Annotated in this window: 19 protein-coding genes; 10 read left to right on the forward strand and 9 right to left on the reverse strand. The window is 66.7% G+C overall.

What is annotated here, in order from left to right; genetic code table 11:
• Nucleotides 1-7: 7 nt before the first annotated feature.
• The 5 genes from ampD to FHP91_RS18725 all read right to left on the reverse strand — a co-directional run bounded on the left by ampD (nt 8) and on the right by FHP91_RS18725 (nt 4,969).
• Complete coding sequence (ampD, locus tag FHP91_RS18705) at nt 8-550, reverse strand: 1,6-anhydro-N-acetylmuramyl-L-alanine amidase AmpD (protein WP_144311018.1); 543 nt, start codon at nt 548-550, stop codon at nt 8-10.
• A 2-nt stretch (nt 551-552) separates the two neighbouring features.
• The gene (locus FHP91_RS18710) at nt 553-1,932 is read right to left on the reverse strand and encodes a sigma-54-dependent transcriptional regulator (protein WP_144311019.1); all 1,380 of its coding nucleotides are present in this window, start codon (nt 1,930-1,932) and stop codon (nt 553-555) included.
• Nucleotides 1,929-3,482, reverse strand: coding sequence for a two-component system sensor histidine kinase NtrB (locus FHP91_RS18715; protein WP_144311020.1), 1,554 nt, complete (start codon nt 3,480-3,482; stop codon nt 1,929-1,931). Before FHP91_RS18715 ends, FHP91_RS18710 begins: the two co-directional genes overlap by 4 nt.
• 3 nt (nt 3,483-3,485) lie before the next feature.
• Entirely contained in the window at nt 3,486-3,743 is a 258-nt protein-coding gene (locus FHP91_RS18720; protein WP_144311021.1) for a PP0621 family protein, read from the reverse strand.
• A gap of 68 nt (nt 3,744-3,811) precedes the next feature.
• Nucleotides 3,812-4,969 (reverse strand): pyridoxal phosphate-dependent aminotransferase, encoded by a 1,158-nt coding sequence (locus tag FHP91_RS18725; protein ID WP_144311022.1) that lies wholly within the window; start codon nt 4,967-4,969, stop codon nt 3,812-3,814.
• 89 nt (nt 4,970-5,058) lie between these two features.
• Between FHP91_RS18725 and mtnA the strand changes: the two genes are divergently transcribed.
• From mtnA to FHP91_RS18750, 5 genes are all read left to right on the forward strand, one after another.
• Nucleotides 5,059-6,117: an S-methyl-5-thioribose-1-phosphate isomerase gene (gene mtnA / locus FHP91_RS18730; protein WP_144311023.1), complete on the forward strand. Its 1,059-nt coding sequence runs from the start codon at nt 5,059-5,061 to the stop codon at nt 6,115-6,117.
• The gene (locus tag FHP91_RS18735) at nt 6,114-6,788 is read left to right on the forward strand and encodes a class II aldolase/adducin family protein (RefSeq protein ID WP_144311024.1); all 675 of its coding nucleotides are present in this window, start codon (nt 6,114-6,116) and stop codon (nt 6,786-6,788) included. Before mtnA ends, FHP91_RS18735 begins: the two co-directional genes overlap by 4 nt.
• The gene (locus FHP91_RS18740) at nt 6,785-7,105 is read left to right on the forward strand and encodes a metal-sulfur cluster assembly factor (protein WP_144311025.1); all 321 of its coding nucleotides are present in this window, start codon (nt 6,785-6,787) and stop codon (nt 7,103-7,105) included. Before FHP91_RS18735 ends, FHP91_RS18740 begins: the two co-directional genes overlap by 4 nt.
• Nucleotides 7,098-8,171: a hypothetical protein gene (locus tag FHP91_RS18745; protein ID WP_144311026.1), complete on the forward strand. Its 1,074-nt coding sequence runs from the start codon at nt 7,098-7,100 to the stop codon at nt 8,169-8,171. The genes FHP91_RS18740 and FHP91_RS18745 overlap by 8 nt, the downstream gene beginning before the upstream one ends.
• Before the next feature lie 75 nt (nt 8,172-8,246).
• Nucleotides 8,247-10,991, forward strand: coding sequence for a putative bifunctional diguanylate cyclase/phosphodiesterase (locus FHP91_RS18750; RefSeq protein WP_144311027.1), 2,745 nt, complete (start codon nt 8,247-8,249; stop codon nt 10,989-10,991).
• A 931-nt stretch (nt 10,992-11,922) separates the two neighbouring features.
• Here the strand turns inward: FHP91_RS18750 and FHP91_RS18755 are convergent.
• The 4 genes from FHP91_RS18755 to FHP91_RS18770 form a co-directional block, all read right to left on the reverse strand.
• Entirely contained in the window at nt 11,923-12,414 is a 492-nt protein-coding gene (locus tag FHP91_RS18755) for an LEA type 2 family protein (RefSeq protein WP_144311028.1), read from the reverse strand.
• Nucleotides 12,411-13,301, reverse strand: a complete 891-nt coding sequence (locus FHP91_RS18760; protein WP_144311029.1) for an NAD(P)-dependent oxidoreductase — start codon at nt 13,299-13,301, stop codon at nt 12,411-12,413. The genes FHP91_RS18755 and FHP91_RS18760 overlap by 4 nt, the downstream gene beginning before the upstream one ends.
• Nucleotides 13,298-14,167, reverse strand: coding sequence for an NAD(P)-dependent oxidoreductase (locus FHP91_RS18765; RefSeq protein WP_144311030.1), 870 nt, complete (start codon nt 14,165-14,167; stop codon nt 13,298-13,300). Before FHP91_RS18765 ends, FHP91_RS18760 begins: the two co-directional genes overlap by 4 nt.
• A gap of 69 nt (nt 14,168-14,236) precedes the next feature.
• Entirely contained in the window at nt 14,237-15,319 is a 1,083-nt protein-coding gene (locus tag FHP91_RS18770; protein WP_144311031.1) for a CobW family GTP-binding protein, read from the reverse strand.
• Nucleotides 15,320-15,390: 71 nt separating this feature from the next.
• Here FHP91_RS18770 and ybiB point away from each other — a divergent pair, with 71 nt between their 5' ends.
• The 5 genes from ybiB (at nt 15,391) to FHP91_RS18795 (ending at nt 23,382) form a co-directional block, all read left to right on the forward strand.
• A complete protein-coding gene (gene ybiB, locus FHP91_RS18775) occupies nt 15,391-16,311 on the forward strand; it encodes a DNA-binding protein YbiB (RefSeq protein WP_144311032.1) in 921 nt (306 codons plus the stop codon).
• A 127-nt stretch (nt 16,312-16,438) separates the two neighbouring features.
• Entirely contained in the window at nt 16,439-19,147 is a 2,709-nt protein-coding gene (locus FHP91_RS18780; RefSeq protein ID WP_144311033.1) for a nitrate reductase, read from the forward strand.
• Between the two features lie 135 nt (nt 19,148-19,282).
• Nucleotides 19,283-21,112, forward strand: coding sequence for a monovalent cation:proton antiporter-2 (CPA2) family protein (locus tag FHP91_RS18785; protein ID WP_144311034.1), 1,830 nt, complete (start codon nt 19,283-19,285; stop codon nt 21,110-21,112).
• A gap of 147 nt (nt 21,113-21,259) precedes the next feature.
• Nucleotides 21,260-22,585, forward strand: a complete 1,326-nt coding sequence (locus FHP91_RS18790) for an HD domain-containing phosphohydrolase (protein WP_144311035.1) — start codon at nt 21,260-21,262, stop codon at nt 22,583-22,585.
• Nucleotides 22,582-23,382: a response regulator gene (locus FHP91_RS18795; RefSeq protein ID WP_144311036.1), complete on the forward strand. Its 801-nt coding sequence runs from the start codon at nt 22,582-22,584 to the stop codon at nt 23,380-23,382. Before FHP91_RS18790 ends, FHP91_RS18795 begins: the two co-directional genes overlap by 4 nt.

The raw sequence follows: 23,382 nt of genomic DNA on the forward strand, positions 1-23,382 counted from the left end.
GTAACACTCAGCGCAGCAGCGGAATGACCACGCGCGACCAGTCGAAACACGGGCCCGGATCGGTCTTGCGACCTGGCGCGATGTCGCTGTGGCCAAGCACGTCTTCAATCGGGTGCTGGCGGGCAAGGTCGTCGATCAGCGCGTTGAGTTGCGCGTACTGCGCCTCACTGAACGGCTGGGTATCCGAGCCTTCGAGTTCGACGCCGATCGAAAAGTCGTTGCAGCGTTCGCAGTCGCGCCAGACGCTGACGCCCGCATGCCAGGCCCGCGCATGCGTCGGCACGCACTGAATCAGCTCACCGTCACGGCGAATGAAAAAGTGCGCAGACACCCGCAGATGCGCAATATCCGCAAAGTAGGGATGCGCCGCCGGGTCCAGCCGGTTGCCAAACAGCGCGACCACGCCGTCGCCGCCGAACTGTTCCGGCGGCAGGCTGATCGCATGCACCACCAGCAACCGCGCCGTCTGGCCGGCCGGGCGATGATCAAAATTGGGTGAGGCGATCCAGCGCGCGCCATCGAGCCAGCCCGCGGCGTCGAGCCGTCGCATGCTCAATCCTTCATGCCCAGCCGCTCCATGCGATAGCGCAAAGAGCGGAAGGTCACTTTCAGCAAGCGCGCCGCGGCGGTGCGATTGCCCTCGGTTTCGGCCAGCGCTTCGACAATGGCCTGGCGTTCGGCGGTGTCGAGGTAATCCTGCAAGCCGGTGCGCATGGCGTCGCCATGGCCGTTGCCGGCCGTGGGCTCGTTGCCGATCAGCGGCTCCAGCGCCAGATCCTCAACATGAATGATGTCGCCGGATGACAGCGCCAACGCCCGCTCCAGGATGTTTTCCAACTCCCGCACATTGCCGGGGAAGCTATAGGCCCGCAGCGCCTCGACGGCTTGCGTCGACAAGCGCGGCAAGGGCATGCCGGCCTCTTCGGCCAGACGGGCAAGCAAGGCCTCGGCCAGCGAGCCGATGTCTTCGCGCCGCTCGCGCAGCGCCGGCATCTTGAGTTCGATGACATTCAGCCGGTAAAACAAATCCTGCCGGAAACGGTTTTCTTCGACCAGTACGCGCAGGTTCTGGTGCGTGGCGCTGACGATGCGCACATCCACCGGTTGCTCGATGGTGTCACCAATCCGGCGAACGCGCTTCTCCTGGATCACGCGCAGCAGCTTGACCTGCATCGACAGCGGCAGATCGGCGACCTCATCCAGAAACAAGGTGCCGCCATTGGCCGCCTGGAAGAAGCCATCGCGGTCACTGTCGGCGCCGGTAAACGCGCCTTTGCGATAGCCGAAGAACTCGCTCTCCATCAGGTTTTCGGGGATCGCGCCGCAGTTGACCCCCACAAACGCCCCCGCCACCCGCGGCCCCAGGCCATGAATGGCGCGCGCCGCGCGCTCCTTGCCGCTGCCGGATTCGCCCGACACATACACCGGCGCCTGGCTGCGGGCGAGCTTTTCAATCAGCTGACGCGCCTGCTCCATGGCCTGCGACTCGCCGATCAGAAAGGCGCTGGCGTCCTTGCGGGTTTCTTCGTTGGCCGCGTCGGGCAGGCGGAACACTGACTTGATCAGCGCGCGCAACTGCTCGAGCGACACCGGTTTGGCCAGGTAGTCGAAGGCGCCGGCCTTGAGCGCGATGACCGCGTTTTCCATGCTGCCATAGGCGGTGATGACGGCCACCGGCAGGTCGGCACAGTGCTCGTTGATGTAGCGCACCAGCTCCAGCCCCTCACCGTCGGGCAGGCGCATGTCGGTCAGGCACAGGCGGTATTTGTTCTTGGCAAGCAGCTCGCGCGCCTCGGCCACCGAGCCGGCCGAGTGGGAACCCAGGCCCATGCGGATGAGCGTCATCTCCAACAGTTCGCGGATGTCTTCCTCATCGTCGACCACCAGTACATCGGGGCCGGGTGGGCGGTTGCGTCGTTCAGTCTTGCTCATGGCTGGCTCATTCCGGTGAGGCAGAAGTGCGCGCCGGCCGCGCTATCGCGCAGGGACAGCGTGGCCCGGTTGGCATCCGCCAGTTCGCGCGCGATATACAGCCCCAGGCCGGTTCCCTTGGCATGCGTGGTAAAGAAAGGCTCAAACAGGTGCACCCGATGTTCGGCGCTGATGCCAGGCCCGTCGTCTTCAATATTCAAACGTGTGCGGCCCCCGTCGCTGTCGGCAGACACACGGATCGCCCCGGGCGTTGGCGGCGCGTAGCGTCGGGCGTTGACCAGCAGGTTCCACAGGATCTGGTGCAGGTGCGCCCGATCAAAGGCGAGCGTCAGCGATTCAGGGATATCGACCACCACTTGCGCCTTGTCGGCCTCGCCGTGCAGGGTGAACTCATCGAGCAGTTCGCCGACGAAGGCATGCAAAGGCAAGGCCTCCTGCAAGGCACGATCACGACGCCCCAGCGAGAGCACGTCGCGCACCAGTTGCTCAATGCGCAGCGCGTTGTTGTTGATGATGCGGATCAGCTTCGCCTGACTTTCGGCGCGCTTCTCCTCGCCCAGCAACTCGGCCGCTTGCGTGACGGCGGTGAGCGGATTTCGAATTTCGTGCGCAATGCTGGCGGTCAGCCGCCCCAGCGCGGCGAGCTTGATCTGCTGCGCCTGGGCCTGGATTTCATCGAGATCCTGTAAATAGATGACGGTGTGGCCGGCGTCGCCCTCGGCGCGCACGATGCGGCAGCGCAGCGGCTTGCCGCCCTCGGGAATGCATTGATGCCCCTCGCTGGTCGCAGCCGGGTCCGCCAGCGCGCCGGTCAGCGCCGGAAAGAGATCGCTCATTACCTCGCCGATCGGCAAGGGCGTGCCGAGCAAGGCGGCGGCCTGCGGATTGGCCTGACGGATGCGCAGATTGGCGTCGAGCACGATGGCGCCGTCGTGCATGTCCTCGATGATGCGCTCGTTGATGGCCTGCTGACGGGCCAGATCCGCGCCGCGCGTGCGCGCCAGCAGCTCATTGGTCAGCGCACGCGTTGCCAGCAGGCGTGCCGTCAGCGCCACGCCGAAGAAGCCGATGCACACCATGCCGACCACAAAAAAGTCGTTGGCCTCGCCGCGATTGAGGAAGCGCACGCTGTTCTCGGCCAGCACGGCCACCGTCGCCGACGCCGCGTAAAACAACACCCAACGCCCGTAGCCGACCAGGCCGCCACCGGCCAGCAACACCGTGAGCAACATCGGCAGGCCGCCGCGCGTGCCGCCGCTGACCGCCATCATCATCGTCAAGGCGGCGATATCCAGCAGCATCTGCAGGGTCACCACCCGATTGAAGCCGAGCCGCTGCACCGCGTCGGGGAAGCCCAGCGCCAGCACACCAAACAGGTAGAAAGCGGCGAAGGCCAGGAACAGTCCGGGCGCTTCTTCGCCCAGGCCAATGCTCTTGCCGAAGAACAGGAAGATCGCCGCCATGGTCAGGCGGAACAGATTCAGGTAGCGCAGGGAGCGCCGGCGCGCCAGATCGGCGGAGATATCCTCAAAGCTCTCCGTGGTGGCCATGTCTCAGCTTTCGTCGCGGCCGCGCGCGTGCGCTTCGCAGCAAAAGAACTCACCGCCGACGCGCACGCCTTCGCTCTCGGGCACATGCACACCGCAGCGCTGGCAGGAGAGCATCCGGGTCGAGGCCTGCGTCTGGCCCGCGCGATTGCGCGAGGCACCCGACCGCGGGCCGGCACCCGGCGGATGCTTGGGTTTGCTCAACATGCGGCGAACCCAGTAAATGGCAAACAGGACGAGGAGAAAAACGAGGAGTTTCGACACGATCTCGGTGCGCCGCGAAGGAAGCGAAAAAGTTTAGCACGCGAGGCGACGCGCGCCCCGCGCTTGGATCAAAGCGCGACCAGGCGCTCGCAGGCCGCGTCCAGCGTGTCGTCATGCTTGGCGAAGCAGAAGCGCACCACGCCCTCATCCTCGGCGGCGGCGGAAAAGGCCGACACCGGAATCGCCGCCACTTTCTTGTCGCGAGTCAGCCATTCGACGAAGGCCGTGTCCGACTCGTCGCGAATCGCGCGGTAGCGCGCCAGCTGAAAGTAGGTGCCCGAGCACGGCAGCAACTCGAAGCGCGAGTCGGCCAGCGCGGCGCGGAAACGGTCGCGCTTGGCCTGGTAGAAGGCGGCCAGGCCGAGGTGGCGCGAAGCATCGGCCATATAGTCGGCCAGCGCGTACTGCATCGGCGTGTTCACGGTAAACACATTGAACTGGTGCACCTTGCGGAACTCGGCCATCAGCGCCGCCGGCGCCACCACATAGCCGATCTTCCAGCCGGTGATGTGATAGGTCTTGCCAAAGCCGGACACAATCACGCTACGCTCGGCCAGCGCCGGGTGGCGGGCGCAGCTCTCGTGCTGGCGGCCGTCGAAGACGATGTGCTCATACACCTCGTCCGACACGATCACGATGTCGGTGCCACGTACCAGCTCGGCCAGGCGGCTCATATCCTCGGCCGACCACACACTGCCAGTCGGGTTGTGCGGGCTGTTGATCATGATCATGCGGGTGCGCGGGGTAATGGCGGCCGCCACCGCCGCCCAGTCGGGCCGGTAGTCGGGCGAGTGCAAGGCCAGGCGCACCACGCGGGCGCCCTGCAACTCGATAGCCGGCGCGTAGGCGTCGTACACCGGCTCAAAGACGATCACCTCGTCGCCCGGGTGCACCAGCGCCGTGACGGCGGTGAACAAGCCCTGCGTCGCGCCGGCGACGACCGTCACCTCGGTCTCGGGGTCGTAGGCCGTGCCGTACAGATTGGCCACCTTGGCCGCGATCGCCTCGCGCAGCACCGTCACCCCGGCCATCGGCGGATACTGGTTGTAGCCTTCACGCATCCAGTGCGACACCCGCTCGAACAGCACCGGCTCAGCGTTGAAGTCCGGAAAGCCTTGCGACAGGTTGATCGCACCGGCCTCGGCGGCCATGCGCGACATCACGGTAAAAATGGTGGTGCCCACGTTTGGCAGGCGGGACGAAACAGCAACGGCGCAATCGGGCATGACAGTCCAGGCAGCAAAGGCAAAAGCCGATTCTCGCAGAGCGCCTCCGGCACGCCAAGCAAAGCCGCGTCAGCGATACAATGGCGGCCATGAGTGTTCCCATCCCCGCCCCCACCCTGAGCCGCGACGGCGCCCGTGTGCGCATCCTCGATCAGACCGCCCTGCCGCATCACCGCGTCACGCTCGCGCTCGACAGCCTCGATGCCGTCGCCCACGCGATCCGGTCCATGCAAGTGCGCGGCGCCCCGCTGATCGGCGCCACCGCCGCCTGCGGTGTCGCGCTGGCACTGCAGACGGCCGCCGACGACGCCACGCTGGAACACGCACTCACCGAGCTCGGCGCCACCCGCCCGACGGCGGTGAATCTGCACTGGGCGCTCGCGCGCATGGCTCGCGTGCTGCGTCCCCTGCCACCGACCGAACGCCTGGCCGCCGCCGAACGCGAAGCCGACGCCATCATCACCGAAGACATTGCCACCAACGCGGCCATCGGCCAGCACGGTCTGGCGCTGATCGCCGCCATCGCCCAAAACCGGCCCGGCCCGGTGCGCGTCATGACCCACTGCAACGCCGGCTGGCTGGCCACGCTCGGCCATGGCACGGCGCTGTCGCCGGTGTATGCCGCGCAGGCGGCGGGTATCGACATTGAGGTGTGGGTGAGCGAAACCCGCCCGCGCAACCAGGGTCTGCTCACCGCCTGGGAGCTGCGCGAATCCGGCGTCGCCCACCGTCTGATCGCCGATAACGCCGCCGGCCTGCTGATGATGCGCGGCGAGGTCGACCTGGTCATCACCGGCGCCGACCGCGTCGCCGCCAATGGCGACACCGCCAACAAGATTGGCACCTATCTCAAGGCGCTGGCAGCGGCCGACAACGGCGTGCCCTTCTATATTGCCGCGCCGGTATCGACCATCGACTTCGCCTGCCCCAACGGCGCGGCGATTCCGATCGAAGACCGCGATGGCGACGAAGTGCGTGTACTCCACGGCCGCGACGCCATCGGCGCCACGGCGCAGCTACGCATCGCCCCGGCAGACACCGCCACCGGCAACCCGGCCTTCGACGTCACGCCGGCCGCGCGCATCACCGGCATCATCACCGAACACGGGGTCATGGTGCCCCACGCACTGGCCACGCTCGCCCCATGAGCATGCTCGCCAACGACCTCCTGGCGGTTGCCCGCGGCATGACCGCCGCCCGCCTCTCGGTGGGCACTGCCGGCAACGTCAGCATGCGTGACGACACGGACGCGGCCAACGGTTTCTGGGTCACGCCCTCCGGCATGATGCCCGAGCGCTGCGAGGCCGCCGACATGACCCGCGTGCGCGCCGACGGCAGCGCCCACGGTCGTCGCGCGCCCTCCAGCGAATGGCGGCTGCACCGCGACATCTACGCCGCGCGGCCCGACGTCGGTGCCATCCTCCACGCCCACGCCCCCTTCGCCACTGCACTGGCCTGCCACCGCCTCGACGTGCCGGCCTTTCACTACATGGTGGCGCGCTTCGGTGGCGACAGCGTGCGCTGCGGCAGCTACGCCACCTTCGGCACCCAGGCGCTGTCCGACGCCACCGTCAAGGCCCTCGAAAACCGCTGCGCCGCGCTCATGGCCAACCACGGCATGATCGTGCTGGCGCCCGACCTGAGCACCCTGCTCGACCGCGCCATCGAACTCGAAATGCTGTGCGAACACTACTGGCGCGCGCGCTGCCTCGGCGAACCGCCCTGCCTCGACGACGCCCAGATGCGCGAAGCACTGGTGCAGTTCCGCTGGTATGGTCGCCCGCGCCCCCTCGATGCCGACCCGGACGCCCCGCAATGACAACACCCCTCGACGAAGCCGCCGTACGCGACGCCCTCAAGCAAGTCATCGACCCCGAAGTCGGCATGAACATCGTCGACCTCGGCCTGATCTACACCGTCGCACTCACCGACACGCAGATCACCGTTGAGATGACCATGACCAGCCCGGCCTGCCCGATGGGCCAGATGATCATGGATGAAGTCGACGCCGCGCTGCACCGCCTCGCCCCCGACCACACCCCCGCCGTCGAGCTGGTCTGGCAACCCGAGTGGACGCCCGCCATGATGAGCGACACCGCCAAGGCCCACTTCGGCTGGCAGGCCGACGATGTCTGATCTGCCGCCCTGGCAGCGCGCGCCGCTGCTGGTCCTCGGCTTTGCGGGGCTGATCACCGGCGTGCTCGCCGGCCTGTGGCGCCTCGCCTGGCCCACGCCCGACTTCGTCGCCGGTGCGCCGCATGGCGCACTGATGATGTGCGCCTTCTTCGGCACGCTCATTGCGCTCGAGCGCGCGGTCGCCGTCGGTCAGCGCTGGGCCTATCTCGGCCCGCTGGGCGGCGGCCTCGGCAGCGCGCTGCTGATCAGTGGCATCGCGCCCGCCATGGCCACCGTGTGCTTCATCGCCGGCGGCATCGTGCTGGTGCTCGCCTCGCTGCATGCCCAGCGTAAAGCACCCGCCCTGCACGCCCGCGTGCTCACCCTTGGCGCGGCGGCCTGGCTGATGGGTGTGCTGGTGTGGGCGCTCACCGGCACGGTCGACCTGGCCCTGTGGTGGTGGGCCGCCTTTCTGATCATCACCATCGCCGGCGAGCGGCTGGAGCTGTCGCGCCTGATGCGGGTCAGCCCGCGCATGCAGCAGGTTTTTATTGCGCTCATCGCCCTGCTGATTGCCGGCGCCTCACTCGCCGCACTGCCGATCGGCCCGCGCCTGTTCGGCCTCGGCGCGACCGGCCTGGCGATCTGGCTGCTCAAGCAGGATGTCGCCCGCCGCACGGTCAAGACCACCGGCCTCACCCGCTACATCGCCGTGTGCCTGCTGTCGGGCTATCTGTGGCTGGCGCTTGGCGGCGCGGTGCTCGCCGTGCTGGCCCCCGGCGCCGGCAGCATCGGCTGGGACAGCGCCCTGCACAGCCTGATGGTCGGCTTCGTATTTGCCATGGTGTTCGGCCACGCACCTATCATCCTGCCGGCGGTGCTGCGCGTTCGGTTGCCATATCACCGCGGTTTTTATGTACCCTTGGCCCTGCTGCACCTGAGCCTAGTCCTGCGCGTGGCAGGCGACCTGTTCGAACACCACGGGCTGCGTGCCGATGGCGCGCTGGGCAACGCCGCGGCCATCGGCGTTTTTCTGCTGCTGATGATGACTGCCGTCGTGACCCGCCACGGCAGCAAACACCCATGACCGCCGTATGCCCACAAGGCCCGGCGGCACACACTGGAAGCTGCATCGTATGAATTCGCGACGCGCACGATGCGCGTGATCCGGCCCCTTCGCCGCCTCCTGAAGCACTTCGGCCTCGCCATGCTATTGGCGGGCGTCCTCGCTGCGGCCACCGAGGCGGTCTACAAGAATGCGCTCGATGCGCAGCGCGACCGCGTCTACGCCGAATTTCAGCTCGCCGCGGGCCAGCACATCGGCACCCTGCGCAAACGCGTCGAAGCCGTACTCGATCTGCAGCACCTGCTGGGCGACCATGTCGACGTGGCCGGCGCCGGCAGCGCAAAAGACTTCGAACAGATCAGCGGCTCGCTGATGCGGGTGCACACCTTCATCAAGGCCATCGCGCTGGCTGACGTCGACAACAGCGTCACCCCCCCGCTGCGCTTCCCCGCCCGCCATGTCGCCACCCGCGCCGCCTGGCCCAGGCCCGGCACCGATCTGGCCATGGAAGGCCTGCAAGCGCAGGAAGCCGTCCAGGCCGCGCTGCGCACCGGCGCCATCATCGCCACCCCGCTGCTCAGCCCTGAGGCCGAAAACGGTGAAGGCATCCGCCTGTTCTCACGAGCGGGCCAACATGTACTCGGGATCTACATGCACCTGAGCGAGCTGGCGCAAAGCACGCTCTGGGCCGGCATGGACCCCGACGCCCGCAACATGGCCTTCACCATTCTGGACACCACCACCGACCCGCGCAGCGCGCCCGAGGTGTACCGCGACACCATCGGTGACAACTTCGAGACCGCCTACGTTGAGGTCATCGAATTCGCCGCCCGGCGCTGGCTGATCATCGCCACCCCCACGCCCAAGCACTTCGAACTGGCGCCCGCCGCATCCATTGAGCGCCAGCGCGCCACCGGCTGGGCCATCACCCTCCTCGCCGCGCTACTGGTGGCCTTCCTGCAAACCCGCAACGCCGTCATCCGCGACCGGGTGCGCAGCAGCACCGCTGAACTGGCCGAAACCAACCGCATCCTGGCCGACACCAATGCCACACTGCAGGCCGAGGTCGCCCAGCGCACCGCCTCCGAAGCCGCCCTGCGCACCAGCACCACGCTGCAGCAAGCCATCTTGCACAGCGCCGACTACGCCATCGTCCTCACCGACACCGACGGCATCGTCCGCGTCTTCAACCCCGCCGCCGAGAGCATGCTCGGCTGCGCCGCCGACCTGGTGGTCGACAAGCGCACCCCCATCGATTTCATCAACACGGCCGCCATGGCACGCATGGAACGCGCCACCGGCAAACGCGGCTTTGCCGCCGTGCTCGAGACCGCGCGGGGGCTCGCCACGAGCGAACCCGTCGAGCTGGAACTGACCGGCGCCGACGGGCGCAACGTCCCGGCCGCCGTGTCGATCTCCCCGCTGCTCGACGCCCAGGACGGTCGCATTACCGGCTATCTGGCCATCGCCTCCGACATCACCCACCGCAAAGCCGCAGAGACCCGTATCCTGCATCTGGCCCATTTCGACCCACTCACCGAGTTGCCCAACCGCAGCCTGCTCGGCGTGCGACTCGAGTCCGCCCTCGAAGCCGCCGGTCGCTTCGAACAATCGCTCGGCGTCCTCTTCCTCGACCTCGACCGCTTCAAGAACGTCAACGACTCCCTCGGCCACCAGGCCGGCGACGCCCTGCTCAAAGCCGTCTCGGGACGCTTCCAGCACTGCGTGCGCGAGCAGGACACCGTGGCCCGCATGGGTGGCGACGAGTTCATCGTGGTGCTGCCCGAGCTCGAAAGCCGCCAGCACGCCGCCGAAGTGGCCGAGCGCATCGTCGAAGCCCTGAGCGCGCCCTTCGACATCAAAGGTCACCGCCTCACCGTCACCCCCAGCATCGGCATCGCCATCTACCCCGACGACGGCAGCACGGCCGACACGCTCATCCAGCACGCCGACGCCGCCATGTACCACGCCAAAGACGCCGGCCGGAACAACTACCAGTTCTACGAATCGCGCCTGTCCACGCTGGTGTCCACCCGACTCACCCTCGAAAACCGCCTGCGCCGGGCACTCGAGCGGCAAGAGTTCGAGCTCTACTACCAGCCCCAGGTCGACATCGCCTCCGGCGACTTCATCGGCCTCGAAGCCATGCTGCGCTGGAACGACCCCGACGAAGGCCCGGTCGAACCCGACGTCTTCATCCCGGTCGCCGAAGACAGCGGCCTGATCGTTCCCATCGGCGCGTGGGTATTGCGTACCGCCTGCGCCCAGGCTGAAGCCTGGCGCAGCAAACACCTCATCGACGTCCCCATGGCTGTCAACCTCTCGGCCCGCCAGTTCGACGAAGCCAGCTTGCTCGACATCGTAGCCGACGTCCTCGAAGACACCGGCCTGCCCGCCGATCGCCTCGAACTCGAGCTGACCGAATCGCTGATCATGCGCAACCCCGAACTCACCGCCGACGTCCTCGACGGCGCCAAGCGGCTGGGCGTCATGATCGGTGTTGACGACTTCGGCACCGGCTACTCCAGCCTCGCCTACCTCAAACGCTTCCCCATCGACCGGCTCAAGATCGACCGCTCCTTCATCGCCGACATCGAAACCGAACCCGACGACGCCGCCATCGCCGAAACCATCATCGCCATGGCCCACACCCTGCGCATTCAAGTACTCGCCGAAGGCGTCGAAACCGTCGGCCAGCTACGCATGCTCCGCGGCTGGGCCTGCGACGCCTACCAGGGCTACCTGTGCAGCCGACCGCTGCCCGCGGATGACATGAACGCATTGCTGAAGGGATTGCGGGCAGCGCGCTTGTGCGGTTTGCCGGATGTGGGGCATACGTGAGAAATGGCTGCCGGGCCGGTCGCGGCCTGTTTTGTTCGTCGTCCATCAACCGTTGAACTGACTTCGTCCATTCGTTGGCCGGGTCTCGCCCCGGCGGGCGAATGACTTCTTTGTCGCGACAAAGAAGTCATCAAGAAAACGCCCCCGACTGTGCCGCCGGCTTCGCCGGTGCCCTCTCTACGCCCGGCGCCGGCGGGTCGTGTCGCGAACTCGCCCGGCGGGCTCAGACAGGCGACACGACAATTCCCGCCGTCGCCGTTCTCCGTTCGGCGGCACAGAAAGGGAGAAGCACGCGGGCTCGGCTTTGCCCTCGCCCGCCCCGGGGAGGCGCTTTGTAGGGCGGGTTTCAAACCCGCCATCGGTATTCGTTCGCAGGCCATTGGCGGGTTGAAACCCGCCCGACGCCCCCCCCTGTCGTTTCCGCTGTTGCCGGCGGGCACCCCATCCCCCTCTGTCGTGCCGAGCGCAGCAAGTGCGGGGCGGAAAAAGCGGCTTCGCTGTCTGAGCCCGCAGGGCGAGTTTGCGAAGTCGCCCGCCCCGTGCTTGCGGAGGGAGGGGAGCCCGAAGGGCCACGACAGTGGGGTGTGCTTCTTTGCCTATCTTTCTTGCACAAGCAAGAAAGTAGGTCGCCCGCCGGGGCGAGACCCGGCCAACGTACGCCACCCGAAGCCCACAAAACCATCCTCTCAATAGCACTCACATCGCAACGCCCCATGCCCTCGCATGCCAGCCGTCTGATTGGGTGGATATACATTGACCAACCGGCCAGCACGATTCTCAGTTGAGCACCGCGCAACACACGAGGCTGCCTCACTCGGAGCCTCTCTTAGTAAGTACAAAGCCAAAAGAACAACGCCTATCACACCGCCAAAGACCATGGCCACCACGACGCCTACCGGCAATCGGTGCTCAAGTTCGTGCACCGGCTGCACTAGAACCGACTCGTCCCCGCCGGCACCCCCAGATCCGCAAAATCCACCTCGCCCTTCTGGTCGAAAGGCACGCCGCCGAACAGCCCCCCAGTGTAGAGCGTGCCGTAAATCCGGTAGTCGATTCGCTCCTGCCCCTTGGCCATGGCGCCGAACTGGCGCAGCAGGCCAGAGAGCGAACTGACGGCCTCCACCTCCAGCATGGCTTCGCTGAGTCGCGGCACGGTGACGGCCTTGTTGCTCACCCCTTTGGCGAAGGGCTTGCCGTTGAGCTCGACGGTGAAGCTCAGGCCGTCGACCGGGATCTCGGCATCGTTGGGGTTGAGCACCCGCAGGCTGAGGCCGAAGCGTTGTTCGAGCAGACCAACGTTGAGCAGGCGCAGGTCGGACACCGACACCTCGGGCGGCTGCATGTTGAGCGGCAGGCTGGCGCAGGCGGCCAGGCCGAGGGTGGCTAACGCGACGAGTGCGGTACGGCGAGTGATGTGATTCATTCGGTCGTCCTCCTGTCCTGCGGTGCCATGGCGTCGAGTACGGTAATCAGCGCGGCGGTGTCTTGCCGGGCGCCGCCGCGGGCCATCAGGGCATTGAGTTGTTGTCCGACAGCCGCGGCAATGGGCAGCGGTGCGCCGAGGGCATGGGCTTCGGCCATGATGAGGGCGAAATCCTTGTGATGCAGGCGGGCGTCAACGCCTTTGTCGAAATCGCCGGAGACCATCCGCTCGCCCATCACTTCAAGCACCCGCGAGCCCGCCGAGCCGCCCATCAGGGCGGTGCGCACCTTGGCCACATCGACACCGTTGGCAGCCGCCAGGTGCAGGGCTTCGGCGCTGGCCTCGATAGCGGCGACCATGATCATCTGGTTGCAGGCCTTGGCGACCTGACCGGCACCGGACTCGCCGATGTGCACGATGCGACTGCCCAGCACCTCGAATACCGGCTGCAGCCGCGCCAGCGTGGTCGCCTCGCCGCCGACCATGATCGCCAGTGTCGCCTCCAGCGCGCCTTTGGGCCCACCGGAGACCGGCGCATCCAGCCAGCCGATGCCGCGCTCGGCGTAGCCGGCAGCGAGTTGCCGGGCGGTTGCCGGCGCGATGGTGCTCATATCGACATGCACCGCGCCGGCTGCAAAACCGGCCAGCAGACCATCGCTGCGCAAGACCAGATCTTCCACATCGGCACTGCCGCCAACCATGGTGATCACCAGTTCGCTACGCGCGGCCAGCTCGGCGGGTGACGCGCACCACGCAGCGCCCTCTGTCACCAGCGCAGCCGCCGACGCTTCACGCCGCGCCCAGACCGCCAAGTCATGCCCCGCACCAATGAGATGGCGAGCCATCGACTGGCCCATATCGCCCAAACCAATAAAGCCGATCTTCATGCCGCGCCTCCGCTCATCGCTTCAAACAACTTGAGCATGGCGACCGAGTCGTCTTCGCCCATGCCACGACCGACCAGCGCGTTGAACAGCTGCGTCGTGGCCGCGGCCGCCGGCAGGGCGAGGCCGTGCGCGTGCGCTTCTTCCATCACGATGCGCAGGTCTTTCTGGTGCATCCAGGCCTTGAAGCCGGGGGTGAACTTGCGGTCAACCATGCGCTGACCATGATTGTCGAGGATGCGGCTGTTGGCGAAACCGCCGAGCAGCGCCTCGCGCACACGGGCCAGATCGACCCCACTCATCTGCGCAAAGTTGAAGGCTTCGGCCACGGCGGCCACACCCACGCCGGTGACGATCTGATTGCAGGCCTTGGCCACCTGACCGGCGCCCGACTCGCCCACCCGCGTGACGCTTTTGCCCATGGCCTGAAAGGCCGGCAAGACGGTGTCGAAGGCGGCTTGCTCACCGCCGACCATGATGGTCAGCGTGCCGGCAATGGCACCGACTTCGCCGCCCGAGACCGGCGCGTCGAGCATGCGCACGCCGCGCGCGTTGAGTTGCACGGCAATCTCGCGCGCCGCGGTCGGGGCGATGGTGCTCATGTCGGCAAACACCAGGCCGTCGTGCGCGCCCTCGGCGACCGCCTGTGCCACCTCAGCCACCTGCGGCGCATCCGGCACACAGGAAAACACCACGTCCGACGCCGCAGCCACCTCGGCGATACTCGCCCGCGCCACCGCGCCTGCCGCCGTCACCGGCGCCAGCGAGGCCTCGCGCCGCGCCCACACGCTGACCGGGAAACCGGCCTTGCGCAGATTGAGCACCATGGGCCGTCCCATCAGGCCCAGACCGATAAAACCGAGCTTCATGCGCGCACTCCGAACAAAGACTGTCCGTCGATTCTACGCGCGCCACGCCCGTCGATTGGTCAGGGGACGTTACAGCACACTGACGCCCACCCCGGTAAACTCGCTCAAGGTCTGCACCACGGTCGCGCTCGGCAAGCCGCGCACGATGAACACCAGTCGGCTGCAGCGATCATCAAAGGGCGGAGTGTCGGGCCAGGCGGGCAGACTGACCGCCGGGTAGATGCTGTGCTGCACGCACTGGATGACCCGCGGCAGCGGATCACCGCGCACATTGAGCACGCCCTTGATGCGCAGAATGCGGTTGCTGTAGGCCTGCAGAATCAGGTTGAGCCCGTCGGAAAACTCCCACCACGACAGCGGCGCGTCGAAGCGCAGCACATAGCTTTCGACCCCGTCGGCGTGGTGCGTCACCGGGCCGGCCGGCGCCGCCTTGCCGGGCTTGCGCCAGGCCGGCATCGCGGCTGCCGCCGCACGGACCTGCGCCTCACCCAGCCAGTCGGCCACTTCAGGCAGCTTGCCGGTGGCGGTGTACAAGCCGCAGCCAAACAAGGCGTCGACCGAGACCACGCCTTGCGACACCGGAATCTGCCGCGCGCCGGGGTTGAGCATAGCGAGCGTCGCCTGCAGTTCGACGATATCGTCCGGCGCGGCGAGATCGCACTTGGTGAGCAGCAGGCGGTCGGCCATTGCCACCTGACGCATGGCTTCGCGGTGTGCCTTGAGCTGACCGGCGGCGTGGGTCACGTCGACCGCGGTCACCACGCCGTCACAACGGTAGCGATCGGCAATGAAGGGCTCTTCCATCAGCGTGTGGATGACCGGCGCGGGATCGGCCAGGCCGGTGGTCTCCAACAGCACGCGGTCGATGGGCGGAATCTCCTTGCGGAAGGCCTGCATGAACAAGCGCTTGAGGGCCGCGACCAGATCGCCCTGCACGCTGCAGCACACGCAACCGCCGTCGAGCACGATCAGGGTTTCATCGACCTGTTCGACCAGATGGTGATCGACGCCCACATCGCCCAGCTCGTTGATCAGCACCGCCACCCGCTCGGCGCCGGGGTGGCGCAGCAGATGGTTGAGTACGGTGGTTTTGCCGGCGCCGAGAAAGCCGGTCAGCACGGTCACCGGAATCCGGCGGTCAGTGTCAGTCATGGTTTGATCCTGGTCATAAGCACGATGCGTGGCCGTCGCCGGCCACCCCGAAGCCTGCCATAATCCGCGCCATGACCTACGCCCCATTTATCAAGGAAATCGGCCGCGGCGCCAAAGGCGCCAAGCCCCTCACCGTCGACCAGGCCGCCAGCCTGTTTGGCGACATGCTCGACGGCCGCGTGCCCGACCTGGAACTGGGCGCGATCATTTTGTCGCTGCGCATCAAGAGCGAATCGCTCGACGAGCTGGTTGGCTTCAAGCGCGCCATGGATGCGCGCAACGCAACGCTCACGCTGCCCGACGGCCCGCGCTGCGTGCTGCTGCCCAGCTATAACGGCGCCCGCCGACAGCCCAACCTGATGCCGCTGGTCGCGCTGCTGCTGGCGCGCGAGGGGGTGCCGGCGCTGATTCAGGGCCGGCATGACTTCGACAGCCGGGTCAGCCCTTTCGACCTGCTCGCTGCGCTCGACGTCCCGCTGCGCGCCGATGCCGCCGACGCCAGCGCCGCGCTGGCCACGCACAAGATTGCCGCACTCTCGCTCGACGCGCTGTTGCCTGGTCTGGACCGCTTGCTCGCCCTGCGCCCGCGCCTGGGCGTGCGCAACAGCGGCCACACCCTGGCCAAGCTGCTTGACCCGATGCCCGGGCGCAGCGTGCGCGTGGTGGCGGTGACGCACCCCGAGTATCTGCTGCGTATGGACGAATTCCTGCAAGTCGACGGCGGTTGCGCGATGCTGATGCGCGGCACCGAAGGCGAGGGCTATGCCAATCCGCGACGCCGCCCGACGATGGCGCTCTACAAGGGCACCGGCGTCGCCGAAACGATGGAAGGCGAAGGCGGCGGCGCGCCGCCCAACCCGCAAGTGCCCGACCTGCCCGATGTCGCTGGCAATGCGCAACTGATCCGCGCCATGCTCGACGGCACCACGCCGGTGCCCGCGCCGATCCGCACCCAGGTGGACGCCCTCATCCGGCTCGCCCGCGGCGACTGATGCCCCATTTTGGTGCGGACGATTTGCGCGCCGCACCATTTGCAATCTTGATTCAGAGCAAATTTAGGTCAAGCCCTTATTCGGGGCATGGCATGGCGGTTGCTACTGTCCGGACAAAGGAGATTCAATGTCCGAGACGAAATCCACCTGCTGTTACTGCGGCGTCGGCTGCGGCCTTATCGTTGAACACGATGCCGGCCAGATCACCGGCGTGCGCGGCGACCCCGACCACCCGGCCAACTTTGGCCGGCTGTGCACCAAAGGCGCCACACTCCACCTGACGGTTGCCCCCGACACCCGCTCGCAACGCGCGCACACGCCCGAGCTGCGCACCGACCGTACCGCCGCACGCCAGCCCACCGACTGGGCCACCGCGCTTGACCACGTCGCCGACCGCTTCGCCGCCATCATCAAGGCGCACGGCCCGGACGCCGTGGCCTTCTATGGCTCCGGCCAATGGCTGACCGAGGACTACTATGTCTTCAACAAGCTCGCCAAAGGCCTGATCGGCACCAACAACCTCGACACCAACTCACGCCTGTGCATGTCCAGCGCGGTGGCCGGCTACAAGCTGAGCCTCGGTGCGGATGCCCCGCCGTGCAGCTACACCGACATCGACGCCACCGACTGCCTGTTCATCGCCGGCTCGAACACCGCCTTTGCCCACCCCATCGTGTTCCGCCGCATCGAGGCCGCGCGCGAAGCCAATCCCGACATGAAACTGGTGGTAGTCGACCCGCGGCGCACCGACACCGCCGAAGCCGCCGACCTGCACCTGCCGCTGCTGCCGGGCACCGACATCGCGCTGTTCAACGCCATGCTCCACGTCATGCTGTGGGAGGGCTGGCTCAACCGCGACTACATCGCCGCCCACACCGAAGGCTTCGACGCACTCAAGCGCCTGGTACGCGAATACACCCCGGCCATGGCCGCGGCCGTGTGCGGCGTGCCCAAGCGTGACATCGAGCAGGCGGCGGAGTGGTTTGCCACCCGCCCGGCCACGCTGTCGATGTACTGCCAGGGTCTCAATCAGTACGCCTCGGGCACGCACAAGAACGCCGCGCTGATCAATCTGCACCTGGCCACCGGCCAGATCGGCCGCCCCGGCGCCGGCCCCTTCTCGCTCACCGGCCAGCCCAACGCCATGGGCGGGCGCGAAGTCGGCGCGCTGGCCAATCTGATGTCCGGCCACCGCGACATGAGCGACCCCGCCCACCGCGCTGAAGTGGCGCGCCTGTGGGGTGTGCCCGAGGTGCCCGCCACGCCGGGCAAGCCGGCGGTTGAACTGTTTGAAGCGCTGAAGAACGGTGAGATCAAGGCGGTATGGATTGCCGCCACCAACCCGGCCCAGTCCCTGCCCGACCAGGCCATGGTGCACGCCGCGCTCGAAGCGGCCGAACTGGTCGTGGTGCAAGACACCTACCGGCACACCGAAACCGCCGCCTACGCCGACGTGCTACTGCCCGCCAGTGGCTGGGGCGAAAAGGAAGGCACGGTCACCAACTCCGAGCGCCGCATCAGCCGCACCCACGCCGCCGTGCCGCCCCTTGGTGAGGCCAGGCACGACTGGGAGATCGCCTGCGACTTCGCCCGTCGCCTCGGCCCGCGCATTGGCAAAGGCGACCTGGCCTATCAGCTATTCGGTTTCGACTCGGTCGAAGCCGTCTGGCGGGAGCACCGCGAAAGCACCCGCGGACGCGATCTGGACATCACCGGCCTGAGCTACGCCAAGCTCGACGCCGACGGCCCGCAGCAGTGGCCCTTCCCCGACGGCGCCTCCACCGGCCGCGCCCGCCTATATGAAGACGGTGTGTTTCCCACGCCCTCGGGCAAGGCCCGCTTCGTCGCCACCGACTACGTGGTCACCGCCGAAAGCCCCAGCGCCCGCTACCCGCTGCACCTGATCACCGGCCGCCTGCGCGACCAGTGGCACAGCATGACCCGCACCGGTCTCGTGCCGCGTCTGTATAACCACGAACCCGAGCCGCAGTTGCATATGCACGCCGAGGATCTGGCGCGGCGCGATCTGGCCGACGGCGACATCGTGCGCGTACGCTCCCGCCAGGGCACCGTGGTGCTCAAGGTCATCGCCAGCGACACCGTCCGCCAGGGCCAGAGCTTTTTGCCCATGCACTGGGGCGGCAACACCATGGCCGGCACGCTGGGCATCAACGCACTGACCCCGTCCGCCACCGATCCGACCTCGAAACAACCCGAACTCAAGCACGCCGCCATTCAGGTCGAAAAGCTGCCTGCCGGTCACGCGCTGATGGCCATGCGCCGGATCACCGACACCAACGCCTTCTCCGTCCTCGAAGCGCTGCGCGCGCAGATGAAGGATCTCCCCTATGCCAGCCTGACGCTTGCCGGGCGCGAGGTGCCGGTGGTGGTGCTCAAGGCGCGGGCCGACGAGGCCAACACCGCGCTGCTCGACGCGGTCGACGCCGCCATGGGTCTGGACGACCCGGCGCACACCCTGGTGTATGCCGACGCGCACCGCGATGTGGCCAAGCGCGCCCGCGTCGACGACGACATTCTCAACGCGGTACGGCTGTCGGGCGAGACCCGCGCCGCCGCGTGGCTGACCGAGTTGATGGTGCGCGGCGAGCCCGCCGCCCCGGTGCGCCCCTGGCTGCTCGCCCCGCTCACCCAGCCGCCAGCCGGCCAGCCCACGCGCGGCAAAGTGGTGTGCAACTGCTTTGATGTGTCGGAGGAGGCCATCGTCACCGCTTTCCATGCTGGCGAGAGCCTCGAACAACTGCAGACACGCACTCAATGCGGCACCAACTGCGGCTCCTGTCTGCCCGAACTGAAGCGACTCGCCGCACGGTCGTGAGGGCGGAAATGATATAACTAGGCCACGGCAGGGCATCGAAGGCCCCGCCGTCGGCCGGCCCTGCACCGACATTGCGGGGGACACAAGATCGCCCGCGCCACTGCAGCGAAGGGCGGCACGCATGGAGACCCCCCAATGCAATCCGTTGCCACCTTCGCGGCCCTGCTGGCCGTGGCCGTGCTCTTGGTCCCCCTGTTCAAGCGTGCTGGCCTGGGCACCGTGCTCGGCTACCTCGCCGCCGGCGTCCTCATCGGGCCCTCGGGTTTCGGTGTAGTGACCGACGGCGAGAATCTGCTGCACACCGCCGAGCTGGGCGTGGTGCTGCTGCTGTTCATCATCGGCCTGGAGCTTCAGCCCTCGCGTCTGTGGGCGCTACGCAAACCGGTGTTCGGCCTGGGCGGCCTGCAGTTTTTTGGCGTGGGAAGCTTCCTGATCGCCGGCGCCTGGCTGCTCGGCTTTGACTGGCCCATCGCCATCATGATTGGCCTCACCCTGGCGCTGTCCTCCACCGCCTTCGTGCTGCCCACACTGGGCGAGCGTCACGAACTGCACAGCCGCTACGGGCGCGAAACCTTCGCCATCCTGCTGTTTCAGGATCTGATGGTGATCCCGCTGCTGGCGCTGCTGCCGCTGCTGGGCGCCGCGCGCTCGGACGGCGATGTCTCGCCCCTGGTGGGCCTCGGCTTTCTCGCCGTGGTGGTGCTGATCGGCCGGCCGGTGCTCGACGCCATCTTCCGCCACGTCACCCGCATCAACAGCCGCGAGATGTTTACCGCCGCCGCCCTGGCCACCGCGCTGGGCTTGGCGCTGCTGCTGCAGCTCGGTGGCCTGTCGATGTCGCTGGGCGCCTTTGTGGCCGGCGTGCTGCTGTCGGACTCGGACTTCCGGCATGAGCTCGAAGCCTCCATTGCACCTTTCCAGGGACTGCTGATGGGCTTCTTCTTCATCGCCGTCGGCATGACCATCAATCTCGGCATGATCGTCGAGCATCCGCTCAACGTGCTCGGCCTGACCGTCGCGCTGATTCTGGTCAAGGGCGGCGGCATGTATGGGCTGCGCCGGCTGGCCCGCGGCAGCAAAAAGGTCTCGCGCATGCAGGCGCTGGCGCTGGCGCAGTGTGGTGAATTCGCCTTCGTGTTGTTTGGCGTCGCGCAAGCCAGCCAGCTGCTTGAGCCGGAAGTCGTCGCCCAGCTGAATCTGTCGGTGGCGCTGTCGATGGCCACCGCGCCACTACTGTTCATTCTGGCCGACCGCCTCAATGCGCGCGAAGCGGCCGCCACCGCGACCATCGAACCCGAAACCGAGGACATGCCCGACCTGCCCAACCCGGTCGTCATGGCCGGTTTCGGCCGCGTCGGCCAGATCGTCGGACGCGTATTGCTGGCCCGCAACGTGCCTTTCACAGCGCTGGATATCGACCACGAAGAGGTCAAGACCATGAAGCGCTTCGGCATCCAGGCCTATTACGGCAACGCCGCGCATCTGGAGGTCTTGCATGCGGCCCGCATCGACGACGCCAAAGTCTTTGTGCTGGCCATCGACGACATCGAGACCTCGCTACGCTGCGCCGAGATGGTGCGCAAGCATTTCCCACAGGTCACCATCGTCGCCCGCGCCCGCAACCGCTTTCATGCCTACCGGCTGATGGACCTGGGGGTCGAGTTGCTGATGCGCGAGACCTTCCGCTCCAGCCTCGACATGACGCGCATGATCTTCGAGGTGCTCGGCAAAACACCCGAAAAATCGCAGCAGATTGTCGACCGCTTCGCCGAGCACGACGGCGAGCTGCTCAAGCGCGAACAGGCGCTTTACCATGACGAACACCAGCTGATTCAAAGCGCTCGTGAGGCCACCGAAGAACTCAGCCTGATCCTCGAACAGGAACTCGGAGACGCGCTGCCGGAAAATCCGTCGCCGGACGATGCGGTCTCGGACGCCGCCACCGCGCCGCGCCCGGCCCGCTAGCGACGCGCCGGTGCGCCGGCAAGCCCATCATGCCCCGGCGAGGCCAGGCCGCCCGCCACCACTGGTGATCGTCGGCGCGACATCGCCTCAAGTTTCATCAGCATCGTCCGTAAGGGAGATACATACGTCTTTCCCGGACGACCGTCGATGACACAAGCCGAAACATCCGCCAACCCAGGCACGGTGCTCTTTGTAGACGACGAGCCCAATATCCTGAGCTCGCTCAAACGCCTCTTCCGCCCCACCGGCTTTCGCGTGCTGACGGCCCCCAACGGCCAGGACGGGCTGAATCTGCTCGACACCGAAACCGTGGATGTCGTCGTCTCGGACATGCGCATGCCGCAGATGGACGGCGCGGCTTTTTTGAAAGCGGTCCGCGAGCGCCACCCGCAGATTGAACGCATCTTGCTGACCGGCTTCGCCGACATGGAATCGACCGTCTCGGCGGTCAATGATGGCGGCATTTCACGCTATCTGAACAAACCCTGGAAAGACCACGAGATCCTGACCACGGTCAAAGACGCGGTCAATCGCGGCCGCTTGCAGGCCGAAGTGACCCGCCTGCATGCGCTCACCGCCGACCAGAACGCCAAGCTCAAGAACATGAATGCCGAACTGGAAGCCCGTGTGCTGGCGCGCACTCGCGACCTGCAAACTGCGATTGGCAAGATCAAGGAAGCCAACGAATCGCTCAAACAGAACTTCCTCACCACGGTGCGGGTGTTCAGCGATCTGGTCGAGATGCGCAGCGGGCACATGGCCGGACACAGCCGCCGGGTCGCGCAGCATGCGCGCCAACTGGCAAAAGCGTCTGGCCTGGATGACACCGCGACGCAGAACATCATGCTCGCCGGCCTACTTCACGACATTGGCAAGATCGGCCTGCCCGACGATCTGCTCGGCAAGCCCTACAACACGTTCAAGCCGGAAGAGCGCAGCCTCTACATCCGCCATGCCGAGCGCGGCGAAGCCGCGTTGACCGCCGTCAGCCAGCTCAAGGCGGTCTCCAAGCTGGTGCGCCACCATCATGAAATGTGGGACGGCACGGGCTTTCCGGACAAGCTCACCGGCCTGGCCATTCCGCTCGGCGCGCAGATCCTGGCCATCGCCAATGACTACGACGGCCTCATGCAAGGCCAGCTGACTGCCCGCCCGCTGCCCGCACGCGAAGCCCTGGTCTACATCTCGCAAAACGCCGGCAAACGCTACAACCCCGAACTGGCCAATACCTTCGTCCGCATGATGTCTAAGGCCAGCGGCCGACGCGCGGACGGTATCAGCCTGCGCCCCGGCATGCTCAAGCAGGGCATGCGCCTGGTGCAGGATCTCCTGCATCCCGATGGCTATCTGCTATTGCCCAAAGGGCATGTTTGCGACGAAGATTCGATCATTCAGTTGCGGCGTCTGGAGACTTCCAGCAGCCGCAACATCACCGTGCAGGTCGAGGACAGCCCGCGGGGAGCATCCACATGACTGATGTCGACACGCATCAACCCACGCTCCTGCTGGTCGACGACGAGCAGAACATCCTGTCCGCGCTGCGCCGGCTGTTGCGCACGGAGGGGTATCGCATCCTCACCGCCAACAGCGGCGCTGAGGCGATTGAGCTGCTCAAGGCAGAAACTGTCGACGTCGTGATGTCCGACCAGCGCATGCCGGGCATGGCCGGGGTGGACTTGCTGCGCATCGCCAAAGACATGCAGCCCGAATGCGTTCGCATCGTGCTGTCCGGCTACACCGAGTTGCAGGCCGTCACCTCGGCCATCAACGACGGGGCCATCTACAAATTTCTATGCAAACCGTGGGACGACGCCCATCTCAAGGCGAATATCGCTGAAGCCTTCGCGCGCCGCCGCATGGCCGATGAAAACCGTCGACTGACACAGGAACTTGAAGTCAAGAACACCCAACTTCAGGAACTGCTGGCCGAACGCTCGGATCAGGTTCAGATCCGCTCGGAGGCCCTCGGTGTATTCCATGAAGCGCTAGAGGCATTGCCCGTCGGTGTGATCGGCGTCGACGACGAAGGCGTCATCGCCTTTTGCAACAGCACCGCGGTCGCTCAACTCGAGGGCTATCCCGTCGGTCTGGGAATGGCCGCCCGCGAGAACCTGCCGGCCGAACTGCTGAACGAGGCGGGCAGCCTCCAACTCGGCGACAAACGCCTCCTGGTGTCTCGAACCCGGCTCGGTCAGCGCTCAACCAGCCGCGGCTATCTGCTGGCCCTGCTCGACGCAAGCACTTTTCGCGCCGCCAACGAGGGGACGTAA

It is taken from the genome of Denitromonas halophila, assembly GCF_007625155.1.
Classification (GTDB): Bacteria; Pseudomonadota; Gammaproteobacteria; order Burkholderiales; family Rhodocyclaceae; genus Nitrogeniibacter; species Nitrogeniibacter halophilus.